This is a genomic window from Flavihumibacter rivuli (assembly GCF_018595685.2).
Taxonomy (GTDB): domain Bacteria; phylum Bacteroidota; class Bacteroidia; order Chitinophagales; family Chitinophagaceae; genus Flavihumibacter; species Flavihumibacter rivuli.
In genome coordinates, this window is sequence record NZ_CP092334.1 from 879,010 (window position 1) to 899,450 (window position 20,441).

General features: G+C 47.9%; 16 protein-coding genes. 13 read left to right on the top strand and 3 right to left on the bottom strand.

The window, feature by feature from the left end; genetic code table 11:
* Nucleotides 1-24: 24 nt before the first annotated feature.
* Nucleotides 25-1,314: an adenosylmethionine--8-amino-7-oxononanoate transaminase gene (gene bioA / locus KJS94_RS03910; RefSeq protein ID WP_214446012.1), complete on the bottom strand. Its 1,290-nt coding sequence runs from the start codon at nt 1,312-1,314 to the stop codon at nt 25-27.
* Between the two features lie 229 nt (nt 1,315-1,543).
* Between bioA and KJS94_RS03915 the strand changes: the two genes are divergently transcribed.
* From KJS94_RS03915 to KJS94_RS03930, 4 genes are read left to right on the top strand one after another with little or no spacing between them, the layout of a single operon-like run.
* Nucleotides 1,544-2,125 carry an RNA polymerase sigma factor gene (locus KJS94_RS03915; RefSeq protein WP_214446013.1) on the top strand — a complete coding sequence of 194 codons (582 nt, stop codon included), beginning with the start codon at nt 1,544-1,546 and terminating at the stop codon, nt 2,123-2,125.
* Nucleotides 2,112-3,758 carry an outer membrane beta-barrel protein gene (locus KJS94_RS03920; RefSeq protein WP_214446014.1) on the top strand — a complete coding sequence of 549 codons (1,647 nt, stop codon included), beginning with the start codon at nt 2,112-2,114 and terminating at the stop codon, nt 3,756-3,758. Before KJS94_RS03915 ends, KJS94_RS03920 begins: the two co-directional genes overlap by 14 nt.
* Nucleotides 3,759-3,810: 52 nt before the next feature.
* Nucleotides 3,811-5,055: an LVIVD repeat-containing protein gene (locus tag KJS94_RS03925; protein WP_214446015.1), complete on the top strand. Its 1,245-nt coding sequence runs from the start codon at nt 3,811-3,813 to the stop codon at nt 5,053-5,055.
* Nucleotides 5,056-5,067: 12 nt separating this feature from the next.
* Entirely contained in the window at nt 5,068-5,637 is a 570-nt protein-coding gene (locus KJS94_RS03930; RefSeq protein ID WP_214446016.1) for a hypothetical protein, read from the top strand.
* Here KJS94_RS03930 and queG read toward each other — a convergent pair.
* The gene (gene queG / locus KJS94_RS03935) at nt 5,600-6,571 is read right to left on the bottom strand and encodes a tRNA epoxyqueuosine(34) reductase QueG (protein ID WP_256449992.1); all 972 of its coding nucleotides are present in this window, start codon (nt 6,569-6,571) and stop codon (nt 5,600-5,602) included. The two genes, KJS94_RS03930 and queG, sit on opposite strands and share 38 nt — an antisense overlap.
* Before the next feature lie 61 nt (nt 6,572-6,632).
* Here queG and KJS94_RS03940 point away from each other — a divergent pair, with 61 nt between their 5' ends.
* Complete coding sequence (locus tag KJS94_RS03940) at nt 6,633-8,645, top strand: transglutaminase family protein (protein WP_214446018.1); 2,013 nt, start codon at nt 6,633-6,635, stop codon at nt 8,643-8,645.
* Nucleotides 8,642-10,552, top strand: a complete 1,911-nt coding sequence (locus KJS94_RS03945) for a DUF3857 domain-containing transglutaminase family protein (RefSeq protein WP_214446019.1) — start codon at nt 8,642-8,644, stop codon at nt 10,550-10,552. Before KJS94_RS03940 ends, KJS94_RS03945 begins: the two co-directional genes overlap by 4 nt.
* A 42-nt stretch (nt 10,553-10,594) precedes the next feature.
* On the opposite strand, the gene KJS94_RS03950 is transcribed toward KJS94_RS03945, so the two are convergent.
* Nucleotides 10,595-11,623, bottom strand: a complete 1,029-nt coding sequence (locus KJS94_RS03950; RefSeq protein ID WP_214446020.1) for a serine hydrolase domain-containing protein — start codon at nt 11,621-11,623, stop codon at nt 10,595-10,597.
* 232 nt (nt 11,624-11,855) lie between these two features.
* Here KJS94_RS03950 and clpB point away from each other — a divergent pair, with 232 nt between their 5' ends.
* The 7 genes from clpB (at nt 11,856) to KJS94_RS03985 (ending at nt 20,365) form a co-directional block, all read left to right on the top strand.
* Nucleotides 11,856-14,471, top strand: coding sequence for an ATP-dependent chaperone ClpB (gene clpB, locus KJS94_RS03955; protein WP_214446021.1), 2,616 nt, complete (start codon nt 11,856-11,858; stop codon nt 14,469-14,471).
* A 96-nt stretch (nt 14,472-14,567) separates the two neighbouring features.
* Complete coding sequence (locus KJS94_RS03960; RefSeq protein ID WP_214446022.1) at nt 14,568-15,311, top strand: SOS response-associated peptidase; 744 nt, start codon at nt 14,568-14,570, stop codon at nt 15,309-15,311.
* Nucleotides 15,312-15,343: 32 nt separating this feature from the next.
* Nucleotides 15,344-15,844 carry a YdeI/OmpD-associated family protein gene (locus KJS94_RS03965; protein ID WP_214446023.1) on the top strand — a complete coding sequence of 167 codons (501 nt, stop codon included), beginning with the start codon at nt 15,344-15,346 and terminating at the stop codon, nt 15,842-15,844.
* A gap of 241 nt (nt 15,845-16,085) precedes the next feature.
* Nucleotides 16,086-16,634, top strand: coding sequence for a DsbA family protein (locus KJS94_RS03970; protein WP_214446024.1), 549 nt, complete (start codon nt 16,086-16,088; stop codon nt 16,632-16,634).
* A gap of 96 nt (nt 16,635-16,730) precedes the next feature.
* Nucleotides 16,731-18,212 (top strand): S10 family peptidase, encoded by a 1,482-nt coding sequence (locus KJS94_RS03975; RefSeq protein WP_214446025.1) that lies wholly within the window; start codon nt 16,731-16,733, stop codon nt 18,210-18,212.
* The gene (locus KJS94_RS03980) at nt 18,212-18,886 is read left to right on the top strand and encodes an acetoacetate decarboxylase family protein (RefSeq protein ID WP_214446026.1); all 675 of its coding nucleotides are present in this window, start codon (nt 18,212-18,214) and stop codon (nt 18,884-18,886) included. The genes KJS94_RS03975 and KJS94_RS03980 overlap by 1 nt, the downstream gene beginning before the upstream one ends.
* A gap of 207 nt (nt 18,887-19,093) precedes the next feature.
* The gene (locus KJS94_RS03985; RefSeq protein WP_214446027.1) at nt 19,094-20,365 is read left to right on the top strand and encodes a serine hydrolase domain-containing protein; all 1,272 of its coding nucleotides are present in this window, start codon (nt 19,094-19,096) and stop codon (nt 20,363-20,365) included.
* The last annotated feature ends 76 nt before the right edge of the window (nt 20,366-20,441 follow it).

Sequence of the window (20,441 nt, forward strand, 5' to 3'; positions counted from 1 at the left end):
CCGCTGTAAAGCGGCTTCTTTTTTTTAAAACTTCATGAGTATTTCACAAATGCATTCTTCCAGCAAGGCTAATTCCCTATCACTAATACAGTAGGGCGGCATCAGGTATACCGTATTGCCAAGTGGTCTGATATAGATGCCTTTTTCCATGGCCATCCGCGTAACAACAGGGCTGACCTTATTAAGGTACTCATCCTTGCCGGAACTGATCTCGAAAGCCAGGATGGTACCTAGTGCCCTTGGGTTTTTGATCGGGGCTTCATTATTGGTGGCCATTGCCTGCAAACGGGTGAGGAATCGTATGTTGCTTTCCGTTATCCTCCTGATACCCTGGATAGCTGCTTCTTCCTTCAAAAGTTCAAGACTGGCCAATGCGGCCGTGCAGGCCAATGGATTGGCAGTGAAAGAATGTCCATGGAAAAAGGTTTTCAACCGGTCATCGGTTACGTATGCCTGGTAGATGAAATCGGCACAGGCAGTAACGCCCAGGGGCATTACGCCACCTGTCAGTCCTTTTGATAAACAGATGATATCGGGTTGTTCTTCCATGTATTCACTGGCAAACAATTTACCTGTCCTGCCAAAGCCGGTCATTACCTCATCGGCAATACAGATGATGGATTTCGACCTTGCTTTCCGGATCAGTCTTTCCAACCATTTGGCCTCATACATCCTGATGCCCCCTGCTCCCTGGACCAGTGGTTCATAAATGAATGCTGCTATACCATCACCCTCCCGGTCAATGATGGCCTCGAGGGATTCGATATTGCCCTCCTCAGGTGTATCTATAAAGACCACTTCAAAAAGCAGGTCATGGAAGGCCAGTGTGAAAACACTCCGGTCACTTACGCTCATGGCCCCGAAAGTGTCACCATGATAGGAGTTGCGAAAGGCAAGCAGTTTCTTCCTGCCATTGCTTTCCCTTCCTTCCTTATTCCACCAGTACTGGATAGCCATTTTCATGGCTACTTCTGTTGAGGTGGAACCATTGTCCGAATAGAAGACCCTTGATAACCTTTTGGGGAGGATGGAGAGCAGCGCCTCCGCAAGGCGGATAGCCGGCGCATGGGTAAACCCGGCAAAAATGATATGTTCAAGCTTGCTGGCCTGCTGGAATAGCGCTTTGGCAATATAGGGATGGGCGTGGCCATGAAGGTTGACCCACCAACTGCTGATCGCATCAAGATACCTGTTGCCCTTCTCATCGATCAACCAGACACCCTCCCCACGTTCAATGAAAATTGGATCGTCCATATCCTTTTGGGGGGTAAAAGGATGCCAAATACAATTTCTGTCCTTTGATAACCAGTTCATTGGGCAAAACTAGGGGATAGCAATCGAATAAATGGGCTGGGATGGCATCTACCTGTGATCTGGTCATTCCGAGTTCCTGGTTGATTGGGGATGGTATTTGTCCCTCCCCAATAGCCTTAACATGTGGACCTTTCCTCATATTGCCACTGGTCATTATATATGTCCCGAAAATAATTTTTAACTATTACGCAACGCACCGTGATGGTAATTTGTCAGCTTTTACGACGATATGACCAACGAACGCCAACTGGTGAAAGATTGTCTCAAGGGGAAACCTGCAGCGCAAAAAGCGCTGTACGAGCAGTTCGCTGCCCAGATGTTGGGAGTATGTTACCGCTATACCAAGTCCATGGCAGATGCTGAGGATGTGTTGCAGGAGGGAATGGTGAAGGTCTTTACCTATCTCCACCAATACAGGGGAGATGGCGACCTGGGAGCCTGGGTCCGGAGGATCATGGTTACCACCGCCATCAATTACCTGAAGAAGAATAGCCGGTACCAATACGACCTTTCCTTTTCCGCAGACAACCAGGCATACCTTCACCCGGTTTCGCAGGAGAATCCTGAGTTGAAACTCAATGCGAAAGAATTGGCTGATATGATCCGCCAATTACCCCCAGGTTACCAAACCATCTTCAACCTCCATGCTGTGGAAGGCTACACCCATGTTGAGATCAGTGCCATGCTGGGTATCCATGAGGGAACTTCCCGTTCCCAGTACCTGCGTGCGCGTAACTTACTGGTTAGCTGGATAAAAAAAGAAAATGAGTCAATTGAATCAAATAAATTAGCCCACTATGCCCGGTCATGATTTTGAAAAAGCCGTTCAGGAACGATCCCGGGAATTGAGGATCGAACCATCCCCCGCCGTGTGGGAGGCTGTTTCGCATCAGCTGGAACAAAAACGCCGAAGGAGGGGCCTGGGATGGCTTTTCTTCGGGATGGTCCTGCTGTTGGGAACAGGAGGGGTTTGGTGGTGGATGAATGGGAACAAGACTGTTGATGGACAAATTAGCCTTGGACAGGGAATCCAGGGTGCCCTGGGCAAGAGCTTAAATGAAGCGAAGAAGGGTACTGGGGTAAGTGTTGCCCCTGTTGGTGCGGAAACCCCTTCCCTGGAATCAGGCACAGCCAGGTCTTCTTCACCAACTATCAAGGTTAACCCCCTTCTTCAGGGTTCGAATGCAATACCCGCAAAAGCACAATCCAATAATACTGGGAGAAGTCCTTTATTAGTAAAGTCCCAAGCTGTTGCCAAGGCTGCTCAGGATGAAAAAGAAAATACCCGTACCAACACATCTCTGCACGACGTTCCGGATTTATCTTCTGTAAGCAGTACTACTGGTGAACAGGATTTGGGCAGGGGAGTTGAAGGTCAGCAAGCTTACCGCCAGCCTGGAAAGAAAGGTAGCGGCGCTGCACCGGTTCAGGTTCTTACTGGAACAGGTAAAGGCGATCAGCTTGCATCGGGGGCCAATCCACCAATACCTGGCCATAATCAATATAACGGTTCCCTTCCCAATAGCCAGAAGGGACTGGTGATTGGTCAGGTTAATGACCGTCCTTCAGGGGAAACAAGAAATGCTGAAGCATGGGATAAGGATTACAGTATCGCCATAGGTTTGCCTACAGCCGCTGTAGAAGCAAAGATCGATAAGGGGGGAATGAAGGAAATGTCCAGCTACCTTAATGAGCCGGCAAGCAAGCAAAATGACAAAAAGGCCACTTCCAGTAAATGGCAACCCTCCATCCGCCTTGCAATTGGCGGAACTGCATTGCAGGAAGGTGTTTTGGAGCAGTACAGTTCCATGGCCAATGAGTACCTGAATCCTGCTTTCGTGCCAGGTGTCCTTGCCGGAATCCAGCGCAGGCCCTCTGAAGTTAAAGTGGGTCCTTCCATTCAGTTGGGAGCCGGTCTGGAACGAAAACTTGGAAAGAAGACCGGGATAGCAGTAGGCATACAATATGCCTATGTTTCCAATAAAATAAGCATTGGTAACAAGGTAGACAGTTCCCTTTTGCTGTTTAACCAACGCCAGCAACAGGTTATGGTTGCCAATGCCTATTATGGTGCCGGTGACAATGGGAAGGACCATTATAACCGCTATCACTTCATCCAATTGCCGGTTGATTTCTATTGGAACTTCGACAGGAAACAAAGGTGGTCATGGAGTACGGGTTTTTCTTTGGGATACCTGGTTGGAGCGGATGCCCTCCAATACAATTACCAGGGCGGTATCTATTATAATGACAATAGCAACCTGAAAAAATTCCAGGCGGGTATACAGACGGCAGTTACCTATAAACTGTTCGATTCCAAAGGCCTCAACCTTGCGGTTGGTCCCACTGGCCAGTATATCCTTACCTCAATGGATAAGTCCAATGTGCACAAGCATTTCCTATTTATTGGATTGGGTGCCAAATTGAACTGGAACAGGAAATAATCTGGTGCAACGAAAGTTTGCGGATCAGGCTCATAATACAAACTACTGTTATATGAGACCGATCCGCAAATTGCTTTTATGGGTCGTGGTGAGCCCATTCCTGGTATTGTCTTCATGTATGAAAGACAAGATTACAAGGACCTACCAGATTGCAGTTCCTGTAATAGCCGATAAATCGGCAGTGCTGGCCAGCATCAAGGCTTCGCCTTCGGTCATGCCCTCCAACACGGGAAAGATCTTCGTTTACGGCCGCTATATCTTCATGAATGAACCCGGTAAAGGAGTTCATATGATCGATAACCTGAACCCGGCAACCCCAAAGTTCCGCGCTTTCATTCCTGTTCCCGGTAACTATGACATTGCAGTCAAGGGGAATATTTTGTATGCCGATATGCACACCGACCTGCTGGCTATAGATATCACTGACCCTTTAATGCCCGAATTAAAAAAAGTAGTGGCCGATGTTTTCCCTGACCGCAGGTACCAAATGGGTTATTTTGTTGATACCAACAAGGTTATTGTTGGGTGGAATGTTAAGGATACTACGGTAAAGGTTGGGGATGAACTGAATGCCATTCCGGGATGGGGCTGCGTAAACTGTTTAATGGAATTGGGAGGGAATTCAAATGTCAGGTCTGCTACTGGCCAGGCTGGTTCCATGTCAAGGATGGTCATAGTAAATGATCACTTGTATTCCGTAAGCAATTCCTATTTGTCCGTACATGACATCAGCCAGGCTGCTGACCCGGTGAAGCAGAATGGTATGTATTGGGGAGGGGACCTGGAAACACTCTTCCCCTTCAAGGATAAGCTATTCATAGGTTCAGCGAGTGGGCTGCTGATCGCAGATATTTCCAATCCGGTACAGCCCACTATGACTGGGGTATTTGCGCATGCCCGTGCCTGTGACCCGGTGGTGACCGACGGGGAGAAGGCTTATGTGACCCTTAGGAGCGGGAATTTTTGTGCCGGAACGATCGATCAGTTAGATATTGTTGATGTAAAGAATGTGAATGCTCCCTTCCTGATCAAGACCTATCCCATGTTCAACCCGCATGGCCTGGGCCTGAAAGGAAACTTCCTGTACCTCTGCGACGGGGATGATGGGTTGAAAGTGTATGATGTGACCCAATCCAATGCCATCAGGTTGGTTGAGCAGTTGAAAATGGAAGATGCGTATGATGTGATCATCCAGGATAACCTGTTGTTGTTGGTGGCAGGAAAAGGACTATACCAATACCAGCTCCTTGCAGATGGCAGGTTGAAATTAATAAGTGTGTTCACTATTCATTCCTAAATCCATTCTGCCATGGCTAAGAAATGGGTGCTATTGTTTCTTTTCGTTGGGGTCTGCCTGTTGGTTCAGGCGCAACCACGTCCTGTCTTCCAGTCGCGCAACCTGGTGGGGATACTGGCTGCGGAAAAAGAGAATGCCTTTGAAATGCATACGGTCAATGGAATCCGGTGGAACAATTGGGCAGTTGGTATCGGACTTGGGTTTGACGGTTACCGGTTTCAAAGTATCCCGGCCTACCTATCGCTGGCCAGGTATTTCCAGCTTAAAAAGAATTGGGTCTATATCATTGCGGATGGCGGCCTGAATTTCCCTTTGGAGAAAAGTTCAGCGCCTTCCATGGATAACTGGTTTGATTCTAACGAATTTAAACCTGGCAGTTATTTCAGGGGCGGACTGGGCTACGCTTTCCAACTGTCCAAGCCCGGGAAAGCCATATTGATGGAACTAGGGTACAGTTATAAAAGGATCCGTGAAGAACAGGTCAAGGTCCTTCCCTGTATTAATCCCCCCTGTCCCCAAACCACTGATAAATTGAATTATGACTTTAATCGCTGGTCGATCCGCCTGGGTTACCAGTTATAGTTGGCTTGTCCTGCAGGAAGTGGATGTTCCTCAAAATCCCCTTGTATTTGCTGCGTTTCAGGGGGGAATGGCGGAATAGTTTGCGGAAACCTTCTTCCCCCAATTGCTCCCATTCCCCACTGCCCATATTCAGCAATTCAGGGATAGGGGAGAAAGCGGGTTCCTTGGTGGGTTGGGAGAATCGGTTCCAGGGACAAACATCCTGGCAGGTGTCGCATCCAAACATCCAGTTGTCAAACTTCCCCTTCATGTCAGCAGGGATCAGGAGGTCCTTGAGCTCAATGGTAAAATAAGAAATGCACCTGCTGCCATCAATGACTTTTTCATCAAGGATGGCACCAGTAGGACAGGCGTCTATGCATTTGCGGCAAGTCCCGCAATAATCTTTCGCATAAGGGTCATCGTAATGCAATTCAAGGTCAGTAATGAGGGTAGAGATAAAGAAAAAGGAACCAGCTTGCTTATGGATGAGGTTGCCATTCTTCCCGATCCAACCCAGGCCGCTGCGTTGCGCCCAGGACCTTTCCAGTACAGGTGCGCTGTCTACAAAACCCCTGCCTTCCACATTACCTGCTATCTCCCTTATCCGGAACAGGAATTCCCTGAGTTTAGCCCTGATGACTTCATGGTAGTCCATGCCGTAAGCATACTTGGCGATCCTGGGTCCCCCTTCCTGCTGCTGTTGCTCCGGGAAATAGTTCATGAGGAGGGTGATCACTGACCGTGCACCTGGAACCAGCTTTGTAGGGTCGATCCTTAGTTCGAAGTAATTCTCCATGTATTGCATGGAACCATGGTATCCTTTGTTCAGCCATTGCTCCAGGCGACGGGCATCATCCTCCAATGGCATGGCCCGGGCGATCCCGCAATGGGAAAAGCCCAATTCCATGGAAATCTGCTTGATTTTTTGGGTTATGGGTAAAAAATCCGTCAAAACACGGTATTTGAATTTGCAAATATCTGCTATTTTTCTCCCCAACTAAGCCATCAACCTCATGAAGAAGCTAACCTTACCTGTACTAGCCTGCCTATTACAGTTGCTAACATTGAACGTTTTTGCACAGGATAAAAGTCCTGTTAAGTTTGGAAAGATCAGCCCGGAAGATTTCAACCAGGGCGTTCCGGCCTTTGATTCTGGCGCCCATGCCGTGGTGATCGCCGATATTGGTAATTCCTATATAGTAGGAACCAATAAAGGTGACTTCGGGTTCAATTTCGAGCGAAAAGTGAGGATCAAGATCCTCGATAAGAACGGACTGGATGCAGCCACCTTTAGCATTCCCTATTATCATTCCACCAACAGCAGTGATGAAGAGAAGATCAACTACATCAGGGCCTATACCTATAACCTGGAGAATGGCAAGGTAGTGGAGACCAAACTGGAAGGCAGCCAGATCTTTACCGACAAGCTGAGCCGGAACTGGAATATCAAAAAATTCACCCTGCCTGCCGTTAAGGAAGGTTCTATTATTGAATTGAGTTATTCCATCACATCGGATTATATCTTCAACCTTCGAGCCTGGACCTTCCAGGATGACCATCCGGTATTATGGAGTGAATACGTGGTGGAGATCCCCGATTTTCTCCACTATGTGTACCTGACCCAGGGCTACCATCCCTTCCATATCAATAAGAGCGAAGTGAGTTCCGGTATTTATACTGTTAGGGAAAGTGGCTATTCGTCTAATTCCACCAAGTTCAATGCCAAGGTGGACAAGCGCCGGTGGGTAATGAAGGATATACCTTCACTCAGGGAAGAACCCTTCACGACCAGTGTGAACAACCACAAGAGCCGGGTAGAGTTACAGTTATCTGCCTACAATTTTCCTGGTTATTATAAGGATGTTATGGGTAACTGGACCTCAGTGAGTGAGTCCTTAATGAAAGAAGAACAGTTCGGTGCCCCGGTTGAAAGGGTGAACGGCTGGTTGAACGATGACCTGAAGGCCATTGTTGGTAATACCACCAACAAGAAGGAGATTGCCCAGAAGATCTATGCCTTTGTGAGGGATAATTTTACCTGCACCAGTACTGCGGGCATGTACCTGGACAAGGACCTGAAAACGATCTTCAAGAATAAAAGCGGTTCTGTTGCTGATATCAACCTGTTGCTAACGGCCATGTTGAAGAACCAGGGGCTTGAGGCGTACCCCATTATCCTGAGTACCCGTTCAAACGGGGTGACACATGAAGTGTACCCCCTGATGGACCGCTTCAACTATGTAATCAGTTGTGTTTTGCTGGAAGATGGGGATTATTTCCTGGATGCCAGTGTGCCTGACCTTGCCTTTGGCATGGTACCCAAGAAATGCTACAACGGCCATGCCCGGGTGATCATGAAAGAAGCCATCCCGGTTTATTTCAATCCGGATTCAACCCTTGAACGAAAAGTGGTAATGGCTACAGTTATTGCCAATGAAAAGGGTGAACTGGAAGGTGCCATCCAAAACACCCTTGGAATGTTTGAAACAGTTGACCTGAGGGAGAATATCCGCGAAAAGGGAGAGCAGCAGTTTTTCGAAAAGATCAGGACCGAACTGGGCTCTGATTACCAGGTGAAGAATATGGGGCTTGACTCGCTTAAGATACTGGATAAGCCTGTTAAAGTACACTATGAGTTTGTCCGTAAAACCGATGGGGAAGACCTCCTGTACATTGATCCTGTATTCGTAGAAGCTTATAAGGAAAATCCATTCAAGTCGGCCATGCGCCAATACCCCATTGAAATGCCTTATCGTTATGATGAGACCTATATTCTCTCAATGGAAGTGCCTGCGGGATATGTGGTGGATGAATTGCCCAAATCCACCCGGGTGGCCCTGAATGAGGATGAAGGTATGTTCGAATACCTTATCGGGGCCAATGAAGGAAGGATCCAGCTCCGCTCCAGGGTGGTGTTGTACAAGGCCAGGTACAATGCGGCCGACTACCAGGGACTGCGTGACTTCTTTGGGATGATCGTTAAGAAACATAGTGAACAGATTGTACTTAAGAAAGCAAAGCCATGACCAGAATAGTATTGTTGATTTTGTTGGCATTGACGGGAACCACCACAAGCCTCATTGCTGGTGAATACCCTGTTTTGACCATTCCCAAGGAATTGTTGAAAAGCGCCAATGCCGTAATCCGCCTGGAGGAACAAACCATTGAGATTGTTTCTTTAGGAAAGATCAGGGTCAAGGACCGATATGTGATCACCATCCTTAACGAGGCAGGTGAGAGATGGGCAATCTGGGGTGATTACTACGATAAGATGCATTCCATAGAAAGCATTGAAGGCACCCTCTATGATGCTATGGGTAACAAGATCAGGTCCATGAAGAAGAGTGAGATCAGTGACGAGGCTGCAACCTCCAGTATCAACCTTGCCGATGATAACAGGGTAAAGTCGTTTAGCTTCCATCACAGGTCATATCCTTACACAGTAGAGTTTGCGTCCGAAACAACGGATAGGCAATCTATGTTCCTCCCCAATTGGGCGCCGGTTCCCGGGAGGAATATTGCAGTAGAGAAGAGCTTCTTGTCCATCATTACAGATGGAACCTATGAAGTTCGATACAAGGCTTTCAACTATCCGGATAAGCCCTTGGTTTCCCAACAAGGCAATAAGAAGGTTTATAAATGGGAAGTCAGGAACCAGGTTGCTGTTGAAGGTGAGTATGCATCAGGTAAGATCCATGAAGTGGCCCCTTATATCACTTTCTCCCCTTCGAAATTCAAGATCGATGATTATGAAGGTTCCATGAGCAGCTGGAAAGAGTTCGGCTTGTTTATGAACAACCTGAATGAAGGTACGGCCGAATTGCCGCAGCCTGTAAAGGATAAAGTAAGATCGATCGTATCAGGTTTGAAAACGGACCGGGAAAAAACAGAGGCATTGTACCGTTTCCTGCAGGAAAATACCCGCTACATTAGTGTTCAGTTAGGCATTGGCGGTTGGAAACCCTTTCCTGCCTCCTATGTGGCAGAGCGGAAATATGGCGATTGTAAGGCTTTATCGAATTACATGACCGCCTTATTGAAGGAAGCGGGTATCAAGTCCTACTATGCCTTGATCAGGGCCGGGGAAGGGGAGAGGGATATGTTCCTGGATTTTCCCAATGCCAGTTTTAACCATGCCGTTTGCTGTGTACCATTGGGAAAGGATACCGTTTGGCTGGAGTGTACCAGCCAAACGGAAGTGCCTGGTTATATGGGTTCCTTTACCGGCAACCGCCATGCCCTGTTGATCACGGAAAATGGAGGGGTAGTAGCGGCAACGCCCACCTATAATTTGTCGAGCAACTTAAGGACCAGTAATGTGCAGGTTATGGTTCAGCAGGATGGCCAGATAGATGCCAGTCTGGTAAATATTTACCATGCACAGAGAAGGGATGACCTGCACCAATTGTTGAATAGTTCCACCAAAACAGAACTGTTGGACCACCTTAAGGAAAACCTTGATATCGCCAATTATGAGATAGTGAATTTTGACTACAAGGAAGATCGTTCCATCATGCCTTTCATCACGGAAAAATTGCAGATCAGTGCCAGGCATTATGTGCAGGTAAGTGGAAAAAGGATGTTTGTTACGCCCAATCTTTTAAATAAATGGGACATCAAACTCAATGCAGATACTGCAAGGAAGTATGATATAGTCCTCAATGTGGCAGAACGCGACCTCGATACTGTGCAGGTTATAGTGCCACAAGGTTATGAACCAGAAAGTATTCCCAAGCCAATAGAACTCACCAATGCGTTTGGGAAGTTTTCTGCCAGGGCCGAATGGAGGGACCAGAGGATCTATTACTACCGAAGCCTGGAAAGGAACGCTGGTAAGTTTCCTGCTAAGGATTATCAGGCATTGGTTCAATTCTATGAATCGATTTACAAAGCGGATCGTTCGCGGATCGTTTTGGTAAAGAAAGTTGAATAAAAAAAAGCGGCATCAGGCCGCTTTTTTTAGTGTTTCTTAAGGTCATAATTTCTGTTCGATCACCTGCCTTATCTCTTCCATGATCACCCGCTTGGCATCGGGCGCATCCCCTTTGGTAAAGATGATGGCGCTGTAACGCTTGGTCCGGTTGATCCAGGGCCAGGTCCCGGAAAGGGATGGGCTGAAAAAAACTTCATCAGCATTATTGTCGTCCTTGGGAAGGATGAAACAACCCAATCCATAGGCTGCTCCCTGTGCTACCGGTAAGGTATAAGCGATCCTGGCATTGCCGGTTTGCATTTTCAGGATCTCTTCCACTGATTTTTCACTGATCACCTGCTTTCCATTAAACATGCCCTTGTTGAGCAGCATGTTCAGGAATTTCATATAATCATCAGCCGTGGTCTTGCCACCGGAAAATGGATTCTCTGCCAGCAGTCCATCACTCATAAAGGTGGTCCTTCTCCATCCCAGTCCCTTGCCTATCCGCTCGCGCATCAGTCGGTCGAAATTCCTTTTGCTAACCACTTCCAGGATCCTGCCTGCAATGGCGGGGCCAACCTGGCCGTAGTAGAACTGGGTACCTTGCTTGCCCATCATGTTGCGGTCCTTGGCATAACTGTTGGTCTCATCTTCCAGGGTTTCAAATTTCTTCTTCTTCAGCACGGTCCTGATAGAGGGCGGGTCCGATTCAATGGTGGTGGTATGCGAAAGGCATTGCCTGAGCGTAATGTACCCTTTACTGTAGGAGCCGTAAATCGGAAGATAATCCCCGATCTTATCATCAAGTGAAAGTTTCCCTTCATCCACAAAATGCATGACGAGGGCGGCAGTGAGCCAGTTGCTGGAAGCTCCTACCGGTTCCTGCATGGTGGCTTTCAATTCCCCGAATTCCTTTTTGTAAATATCCTTGCCGTCCTTATTGACGATCACCACAAAATCATTGCCCAGGTCTTTCTTATGTTTTTCCAATAAAGCAGTAAGGTCGCTGAAATCGTAACCCTGGGCATTTACGATAGAGCCAGCTAACAATAGGGTGGCAGTAAATGCAGATTTTAAGTAGCGGACCATAGGAATTTATTTACGATAATAAACCAATTAGTGTTTTAAAACTTGCCCATCATGTTAAGGCCCTTATAAAACGTAAATGCCTTCAATAGCGTATCAGCCCTGAAAAAATTACAGGAAAACTACTCAACGGCTGCTGAATAGTCAGGATTTTGTTGGATTTGCTGACATAGTATCCTGTTTTTGGCCTGTGGATTGAGGTTTGTGGTAATAGATCCCAGAAAGAAACAACGCCATGAATCTAAACAATTTTACCATCAAGGCCGCCGAGGTGATCCAGCAATCCCAGCAGGTAGCTTTTAATTACGGTCATGCCAATATTGAGACCGAGCATATACTCAAGGCATTGCTCGACCAGCAGGATTCTCCCGTGGAATTCCTGCTCAAGAAGAACGCTGTTAACCTGGGACAGTTGCAATCCAACCTGGAACAGCAATTGACCCGCTTGCCTAAAATGCAGGGTGGGGAGCCCGCCCAATCCATCAGCCGGGATGCCAATAACGCTATCCTGAGGGCCGGTGCAGCATTGAAATCTTTCGGTGATGAATTCGTGACACCTGAACATATATTGCTGGCCATCCAGCAGGGAACAGATAATACCTCCAAATTGCTGAAAGATGCCGGCCTGATCGAGAAAGGCCTGATCGCAGCCATTAAGGATCTCCGAAAAGGGGATACCATTAAGAGCCAGACCCAGGAAACCCAATTCAACACCCTGAATAAGTATGCCAAGAACCTGAATGAACTGGCCCGTAACGGCAAGCTCGATCCGGTCATTGGCCGTGATGAGGAGATTCGCCGTACGCTCCATATCCTTTCCCGCCGTAGCAAGAACAACCCCATATTGGTGGGTGAACCCGGTGTAGGTAAAACTGCTATTGCAGAAGGCCTGGCCATGCGTATTGTAAATGGTGATGTGCCGGAGAACCTGAAAAGTAAGATCATCTATGCCCTGGATATGGGACAGCTGATTGCCGGTGCGAAATACAAGGGGGAATTTGAGGAGCGATTGAAAGGAGTGGTCAATGAAGTAAGCAAAAGTGATGGGGAGATCATCCTCTTTATCGACGAGATCCATACCCTGATAGGTGCTGGTGGAGGGGAAGGAGCCATGGATGCCGCTAACATCCTGAAGCCTGCTTTGGCCAGGGGTGAATTGCGTGCCATTGGCGCAACTACACTTAATGAATACCAGAAATACTTTGAAAAGGATAAGGCCCTGGAGCGTCGTTTCCAGAAAGTGATGATCAATGAACCAAGTATTGAGGATGCGATTTCGATCCTACGGGGGATCAAGGACCGTTACGAAACCCACCACCATGTGCGTATCCTGGATGAAGCCATCATCGCCGCTGTGGAATTGTCGAACAGGTATATTACCGACAGGTTCCTGCCCGATAAGGCCATTGACCTGATCGATGAAAGTGCAGCCAAGCTGAGGCTTGAAATGAATTCCATGCCGGAAGAATTGGATAAACTGGAAAGGCAGATCAGGCAACTGGAAATTGAACGGGAAGCCATCAAGCGGGAAAATGATGAAGAGAAACTGAAGACGCTTAGCATTGAAATAGGTAACCTTAGTGTTGAACGCGATACCCTGAAGGCCAAATGGCAACAGGAAAAAGATATTGTGGAGAAAGTGCAGTCGGCCAAAGCAACGATTGAACAGCTGAAATTGGAAGCAGATCGTGCGGAAAGGAATGGGGATTACGGCAAGGTGGCAGAGATCCGCTATGGAAAGATCAAGGAGCAGGAGGCGATCATAGAACAACAGACCAAAGAGTTGAATGCCATCAGCGAGCACAGCAGGCTGATGAAGGAAGAAGTGGATGCAGAAGATATTGCCGAGGCCATTGCCAAAGCAACGGGTATACCTGTTGCGAAAATGATGCAAAGCGAAAAAGAGAAACTGCTGCAGCTGGAAGCGCACCTGCATGAGCGCGTGGTCGGCCAGGAAGAGGCTATTACAGCCGTTTCCGATGCGATCCGCAGGAGCCGTGCAGGATTAAGCGATCCAAAGAAACCGATCGGTTCTTTCATTTTCCTGGGTACAACCGGTGTTGGTAAAACCGAATTGGCCAAGGCCCTGGCAGCCTACTTATTCGACGACGAGCACATGATGACCCGTATTGATATGAGTGAATACCAGGAAAAGCATACGGTAAGCCGATTGGTTGGTGCCCCTCCCGGTTATGTGGGTTATGAAGAAGGCGGTCAACTGACCGAAGCCGTCAGGAGGAAGCCTTATAGTGTGGTGCTGTTGGATGAAATCGAAAAGGCTCACCCCGATGTATGGAATGTAATGTTGCAGGTGCTGGACGATGGCAGGTTGACCGACAATAAGGGCCGCGTCGTGGATTTCAAAAATACCATCATCATCATGACGAGCAATATTGGAAGCCATATCATCCAACAGAACTTTGAAAATGTAACAGAGAAGAACAAGGATGAAGTGGTAGATAATACCAGGAGGGAAGTGATGGAACTCCTGAAGCAGACCATCAGGCCGGAGTTCCTGAACAGGGTGGATGAGATCATCATGTTCCAGCCGCTGATGAAGAATGACATCAAGGGTATCATCTCCATCCAGTTGAATGGCCTGAAAGAACTGGTGGCAAAAAATGGCATTGAATTGAAGTTCAGCGAATACGCCCTCGATTTCCTGGCGGAGAATGGATTTGATCCCGTTTTTGGTGCAAGGCCTTTGAAGCGCCTGATCCAGAAAGAGATCGTGAACCAATTGAGCAAACGCATCCTGATGGGTGATGTAGATAAAACCAAGCCGGTGTTGGTGGATGTGTTCGATGGGGTGGTAGTCTTCAGGAATGATACTATCGAAAAAGTATCCTGATGACCATCATGGTTAATATTGCAGAAGGCCCGGTTATGCCGGGCTTTTTGCTTGGGAACAGGATTTGCGGCCCATTAATCTTTTGTAATTTCAGGTATGTGTTATTACAATAGTCTCAAAACCGGCAAGGACCAGGCTGTTCAGCTACGCGACCAGCCCGTTCCATTCCCGGGACCTTTTGTGCGGCCTGTACAAAGTGGGTTCGATTTTGATAGCTGGCCCATCCTTCGGCCTAAAGAAGGGGGTAAAGGCTATGAGATCGTGATGGCACATTGGGAATTGATCGCACCCTGGATCAGGAACCGCGAAGACCTTGAAGAGAGCCGCAAAAAATATACGGCACTGAATGCCATCGGTGAAAAGATGCTGGAATCGAGGTTGTATAAAGAAGCTGCTTTGAAAAGAAGATGCCTGGTTCTGTCTTCAGGGTTTTATGAATGGCGTCATATCAAGCTTCCGGGGAGCAAAAAGGAGCAGGCATTTCCTTATCATATTATAGTGCCCGGTAAGCCGATTTTCTTTATGGCAGGTATCTGGCAGGATTGGACCGACCAGGAAACGGGGGAGATGGTGACTGGATTTGCCATTCTTACCACTGCTGCCAACAAGTTGATGGAGCAGGTTCATAATAAAAAGAAAAGGATGCCGGTGATCCTGGATGAAGATAGGGCGGTGGAATGGCTGGAAACTGGTCTGCCTGCTCAACGCATTACTGAATTGGGAACATGGCAGTTCCCTTCAGAAAAAATGCGGGCCTATACCGTAGTAAAGGAATTCAAGGTGGCGATGGATCCTGAACAGGAAGTGGCCATCGAAGGTATGCCGGCCCTTGAAGTTTGAAACCTTTAATCTCTTTCAATCCATAAAATCCCATGCTTAAATTTTCCGCTGTCATCCAAAAGTATTCCAGCCAGGGCGAGAAGACAGGCTGGAGCTTCGTACTGATCCCGGAAGAAATGGCCGGGAAACTCAAACCGGGCAATAAGAAGTCTTTCAGGGTGAAAGGCAAACTGGATGAAAAGGTCATAGAACAACAGGCACTTATTCCGATTGGTGGTGGTGATTTTATCCTGCCCCTGAAAGCTGATCTTCGGAAGAAGTTGGGAAAGGGTAAGGGGGATACGGTCAATCTACAACTTTGGGTGGATGAACGAGCACTTGAAATCTCAGCCGACCTGCTGACCTGCCTGGAAGATGAGCCGAAAGCAAGGGAAAACTTCCAGAATCTACCCCCGTCGCACCAACAGTATTACAGCAAATGGATAGAAAGCGCCAGGACCGATGCAACCAGGGCAAAGCGGATCGCGCAGACCGTGAATGCGATGGCAAGGGGCCTGACTTATGGGGAGATGATCAGGGAGGGGAAGATGTGAAAATAGTGGACATGTGGTCTTTACGCTAACCATTGGAAGGATGTGGAGATTTGACCACCCCATCTGCTGCGCTACGAGGGCAGGGTGTGGTCTTTACGCTAACAGGTGGGAGGGCAATAAACCTGGTGTAGCCATTCTGGCAGTTTAAACATTTTGGGATGGTTTTTGTTATTTCTTCAACAAGTATCCCTTTTTCCTACTGGAAATACTGACCGGAACCACTGCGCAAAAAGGAGTCAGTATGTCAAATCCAAACAAAATCGAGATCATCGAGCCCCGCACGGTATGGATCGGGGCCGATAATGCACCCGTAAGACTGGTCATGTATGGTGACTATGAAAGCGAAGCCTGCGCAAAGGCGCAAGACATAGTAGATCAGCTTCTCCAGCAATATGGCACCAGCCTGCGCTTCCAGTTCCGGCACTTCCCATTAACGAGGATCCACCAGTACGCCCACAAAGCTGCAGAAGCCGCTGTGGCCGCCGTTCAGGAAGGAAAGTTCTGGGAAATGCACCATCTCCTCTTCGCCCATCGGCGCCGTCTGGGGTCCATTAGTTTAAAAGAGTACGCACTGGAAGCAGGCGTGAAAGACAAGAATTTTATTCCGAAGCTGGTGGATTCTGTTTATGGCTGGACCGTTAGGGCTGACCTGTTGGAAGGGGTAGAAAAGGGGGTTCGGGATGTTCCCACTTTTTTCATTAATGACCAGTTGTACACTGGCAATGTTAGCCTTCAGGCCCTTGCCAAGGCCATTGATGATGCCATGCCCAAGAAAAGGAAAAGGGCCTGACCGGGTATGGACGGTGGACTTGCAGTTGGTTTTTTAAAACTGGTTGCAAGTCTTTTTTCATGAATTGCCTAACTTAAATGCCAAACCGAAACCAATATGAGAATTGTCCGGGCATTTTTGTCTTTGTTCCTGTTACCCGTCCTGCTGTATGCACAAAAGGATGGCGGTAATCCGCCAGGGGTGGAAGCTGTTGTCACCAGGAATTTCTATACCTCAGGAAACAAAAGGATTGATTACACTGCTTACTCAGGTTACCTGGACCTGAAGAATGATACTGGTAAACTGGTTGCAAAGGTTTTCTTTGTTTACTACCGAAAGGATGGGGACCCAGCTGAAAAACGTCCCATCACTTTTACTTTCAATGGTGGGCCGGGGTCTTCTTCTGTCTGGCTGCATATGGGCGGGTTAGGCCCCAAAAGGGTGCTATTGGAAGATGATGGCACTTCTCCTAAGCCTCCCTATAAATACATCAACAATGAATATTGCTGGTTGGATAAAACTGACCTGGTTTTCATTGACCCTGTTTCAACAGGCTATAGCCGCCCGGCGCCGGGGGAAAAAGCCGGACAGTTCCATGGATTCAATGAAGATATCTCCTCAGTTGGCACTTTCATCAATATGTTCCTGTCCCGTTACGAGCGCTGGGCCTCGCCCAAATTCCTGGCCGGGGAAAGTTATGGAACCACCAGGGCTGCAGGTCTTTCTAAATTCCTGCAGGACCGCTATCGGATCTACCTTAATGGCATATTCCTGATCTCTCCCGTCCTTAACTTCGGGACGAGCGATTATTACATCGGCAATGACCTTCCGCGTGCACTCTATCTTCCTACTTATACTGCCACTGCCTGGTACCATAAAAAACTTTCCCCTGCGCTCCAGGCTAATCTCCAACAGGCCATCAGGGAAAGCAAGGATTTCGCATTGGGTGAATATGCAACCGCATTATTGAAAGGGGGATGGCTGGCTGAAGAAGAGAAGGATAAGGTGGCCACCAAACTGGCTTATTACTCGGGCCTCTCCAAGGAATATTGGTTGCAGGCCAACCTTAGGGTAGAGGAGAACAGGTTCTATAAGGAGTTGAGGAGGAAGGATGGCCTCACTATTGGTCGTCTGGATGGGCGCTTTACCGGGCGTGACCTTGATGATGCTGGTGAGTATTACAGCTTTGACCCCTCTTTTGTGAATATCGATGCTTCCTTTACCACTGCCCTGAATAGTTATTTTCAAAAGGAACTTAACCTCAAGGAAGAAAAGATCTACAATATTTTCGGTAATGTTTATCCCTGGAATTATAATAATGTCCAGAACCAGTTCCTGAATGTTGCTGAAAGCCTCAGGGATGCCATAAGCAAGAACCCCCACCTGAAGGTTTATGTAGGTTGCGGCTATTATGATTTTGCCACACCATTCTTTATTGCCCAATATGATGTGGAACATATGTTCCTGAGACCCGAGTTGCGGAAGAACGTGGTTTTTCATTTTTATGAATCAGGCCATATGTACTATATCCATAAACCTTCCCTGGTACAGTTCAAGAAGGATGTGGATGCATTTTTTGACTCCAGTTCCAATTTGTAATGAATAGCTCAAATACCACTACCCCATGCCCAGCCCCTTGGTCCCTGAAAGGGGAGGGTATGATCTTGTTGTACCATTTCAAGGAAGAATGGTTAAGGAAAAATGCCTGCCTGCCGGATAATATGCCGGTACGGTTGATTGGAAATATTGGCGCCGTCATGATGGTGGATTATGCCGATTCCCCGGTTGGGCCTTACAGGGAATTGCTCTTTATCCCCGGTCGGCTGGAGCACGAAGGGAAGGCGTACTGGCATATCAGTAAGATCTATGTGAATTCACAGGATAGTGTGGTGAACGGCCGCATGAACTGGGGCATCCCGAAGGAGCTGGCCAGGATCGAAATGGTAAAGCTTCCGGAGCAGGGATTCGGTTTCACTGTTTCGAAACAGGGAAGGCCGGTGTTTACTTCGTTTGTTCGTGACCGTTGGTTCAGCTTTCCAATTACCACCAAGCTTTTTCCATTCGGATTTTTACAGTCACTTGAGGATAAATTATTCGCCTTCAATCCCCACGGAAGCGGATGGGCAAGGATGTCTGAGTTGAGCAAACTGGAAACCGCAGCGGATGAATTTCCGGATATCAGCAGCCAAAATTGCCTGGCAGCATTTCATATCAAAGATTTTTCCCTTTATTTCCCCAAGGCAATAGTAAGATGTGTCGGGGAACTGGTTTGACCTGACTGTTTACCTGGTTCAGGAAGGGGTATACCAATGATCTGAATGGTACAGATCAGGGATTGCTTAGGGCCAGCCTTCTGGCAGGAGCACGGTGTGATTTGCTTTCCCGGATCTGTGATTAGCTGTCTTGACTATCATTCCGGACTATCCTTCCCTGTCTTCTGAATTTGGGTTTTTGAATGGCCTAATCGCTACTTTTACTATATGACCAAACTATTCACTACAAAAACTGCTTTTATTGTTCTCAGCAAAATTGTTGTTGCCTGTCTGTTGACATGCTATCCTGGTATCCATGCCAGGTCCCAGGCAAAGGCCCTTCCTTACTTCCCGCCTTATGGGCAATGGGAATCGCGGAAGCCTGCAGCGATGGGATTCGATGCAGTTGCGCTGGATTCCGCGGTGGCATTTGCTATTGTCAGCGAAAGCAAGGCCCCGCGTGACCTAAGGGCTGCGCATTACCAGAGTGCCTTTGGAAGGGAACCCTTCGGTTTCCCTGTTGGCCCCATGAAAGAAAGGGGGCCTGCCACAGGATTGATCATCCGCAAAGGTTATATCGTTGCGCAATGGGGGGAGCCGGAAAGGGTAGACCTGACCTTTAGTGTAGCCAAGAGTTTCCTTTCCACAGTAGTTGGACTTGCTTATGATTCTGGGTTGATCAGGGATGTGCATGACCGTGTTGGCCCCTATATGGCACCCATTATACCTTATGAGCCCTTCCGGATGGCTGGCAACAAGTCGGATGAATTGGGAGGGACGGATATCATTGACCTGTTTGCGACGGAACATAATCGTAAGATCACCTGGGACCATTTATTACGACAAACCAGCGATTGGGAAGGTGTGCTTTGGGACAAGCCCGACTGGGCTGACCGGCCTGAAAAAGATGCCGCCAGCTGGACCAATCGTCCTCGCCATGAACCCGGTACGGTCTATAAATACAATGATACCAGGGTGAATGTACTGGCATTGGCTGCCTTGAATATCTGGCGAAGGCCCTTGCCGCAAGTGTTGAAAGAAAAATTGATGGACCCGATTGGGGCATCGCCAACCTGGCGCTGGACCGGTTATGAGAATTCCTGGGTGGTAATGGACGGGCAATTGTTACAATCGGTGAGTGGTGGTTCCCATTGGGGAGGAGGAATGTTCATCAGTGCAATAGACCAGGCGAGATTTGGCTTGTTGACCCTTCGCAACGGGAACTGGAAGGGCAAACAGCTCATCTCCCCGCAATGGCTGAAAATGGCCAGGACACCTACCTTACCTGAACCAACCTATGGATTTATGAACTTTTTCCTGAATACAGGGAATAAGCTATACCCCAGTGTTCCGGAGCAAACATTTGCCCATATTGGCGCGGGTACCAACCTGGTCTTTGTGGACCCGGAAAGGGAATTATTGGTGGTGGCGCGTTGGATAGAAAATGGAAAAATTGATGAATTCCTCAAGAGGGTGTATGCCAGTTTAAGGGATAAATAGGCAGCAAGGCAACAGGCATCGCGTCACGGAAGGTCCGGTTCTTCGGATTTGCTTACCTTTGCAGCCTTATTTTCAT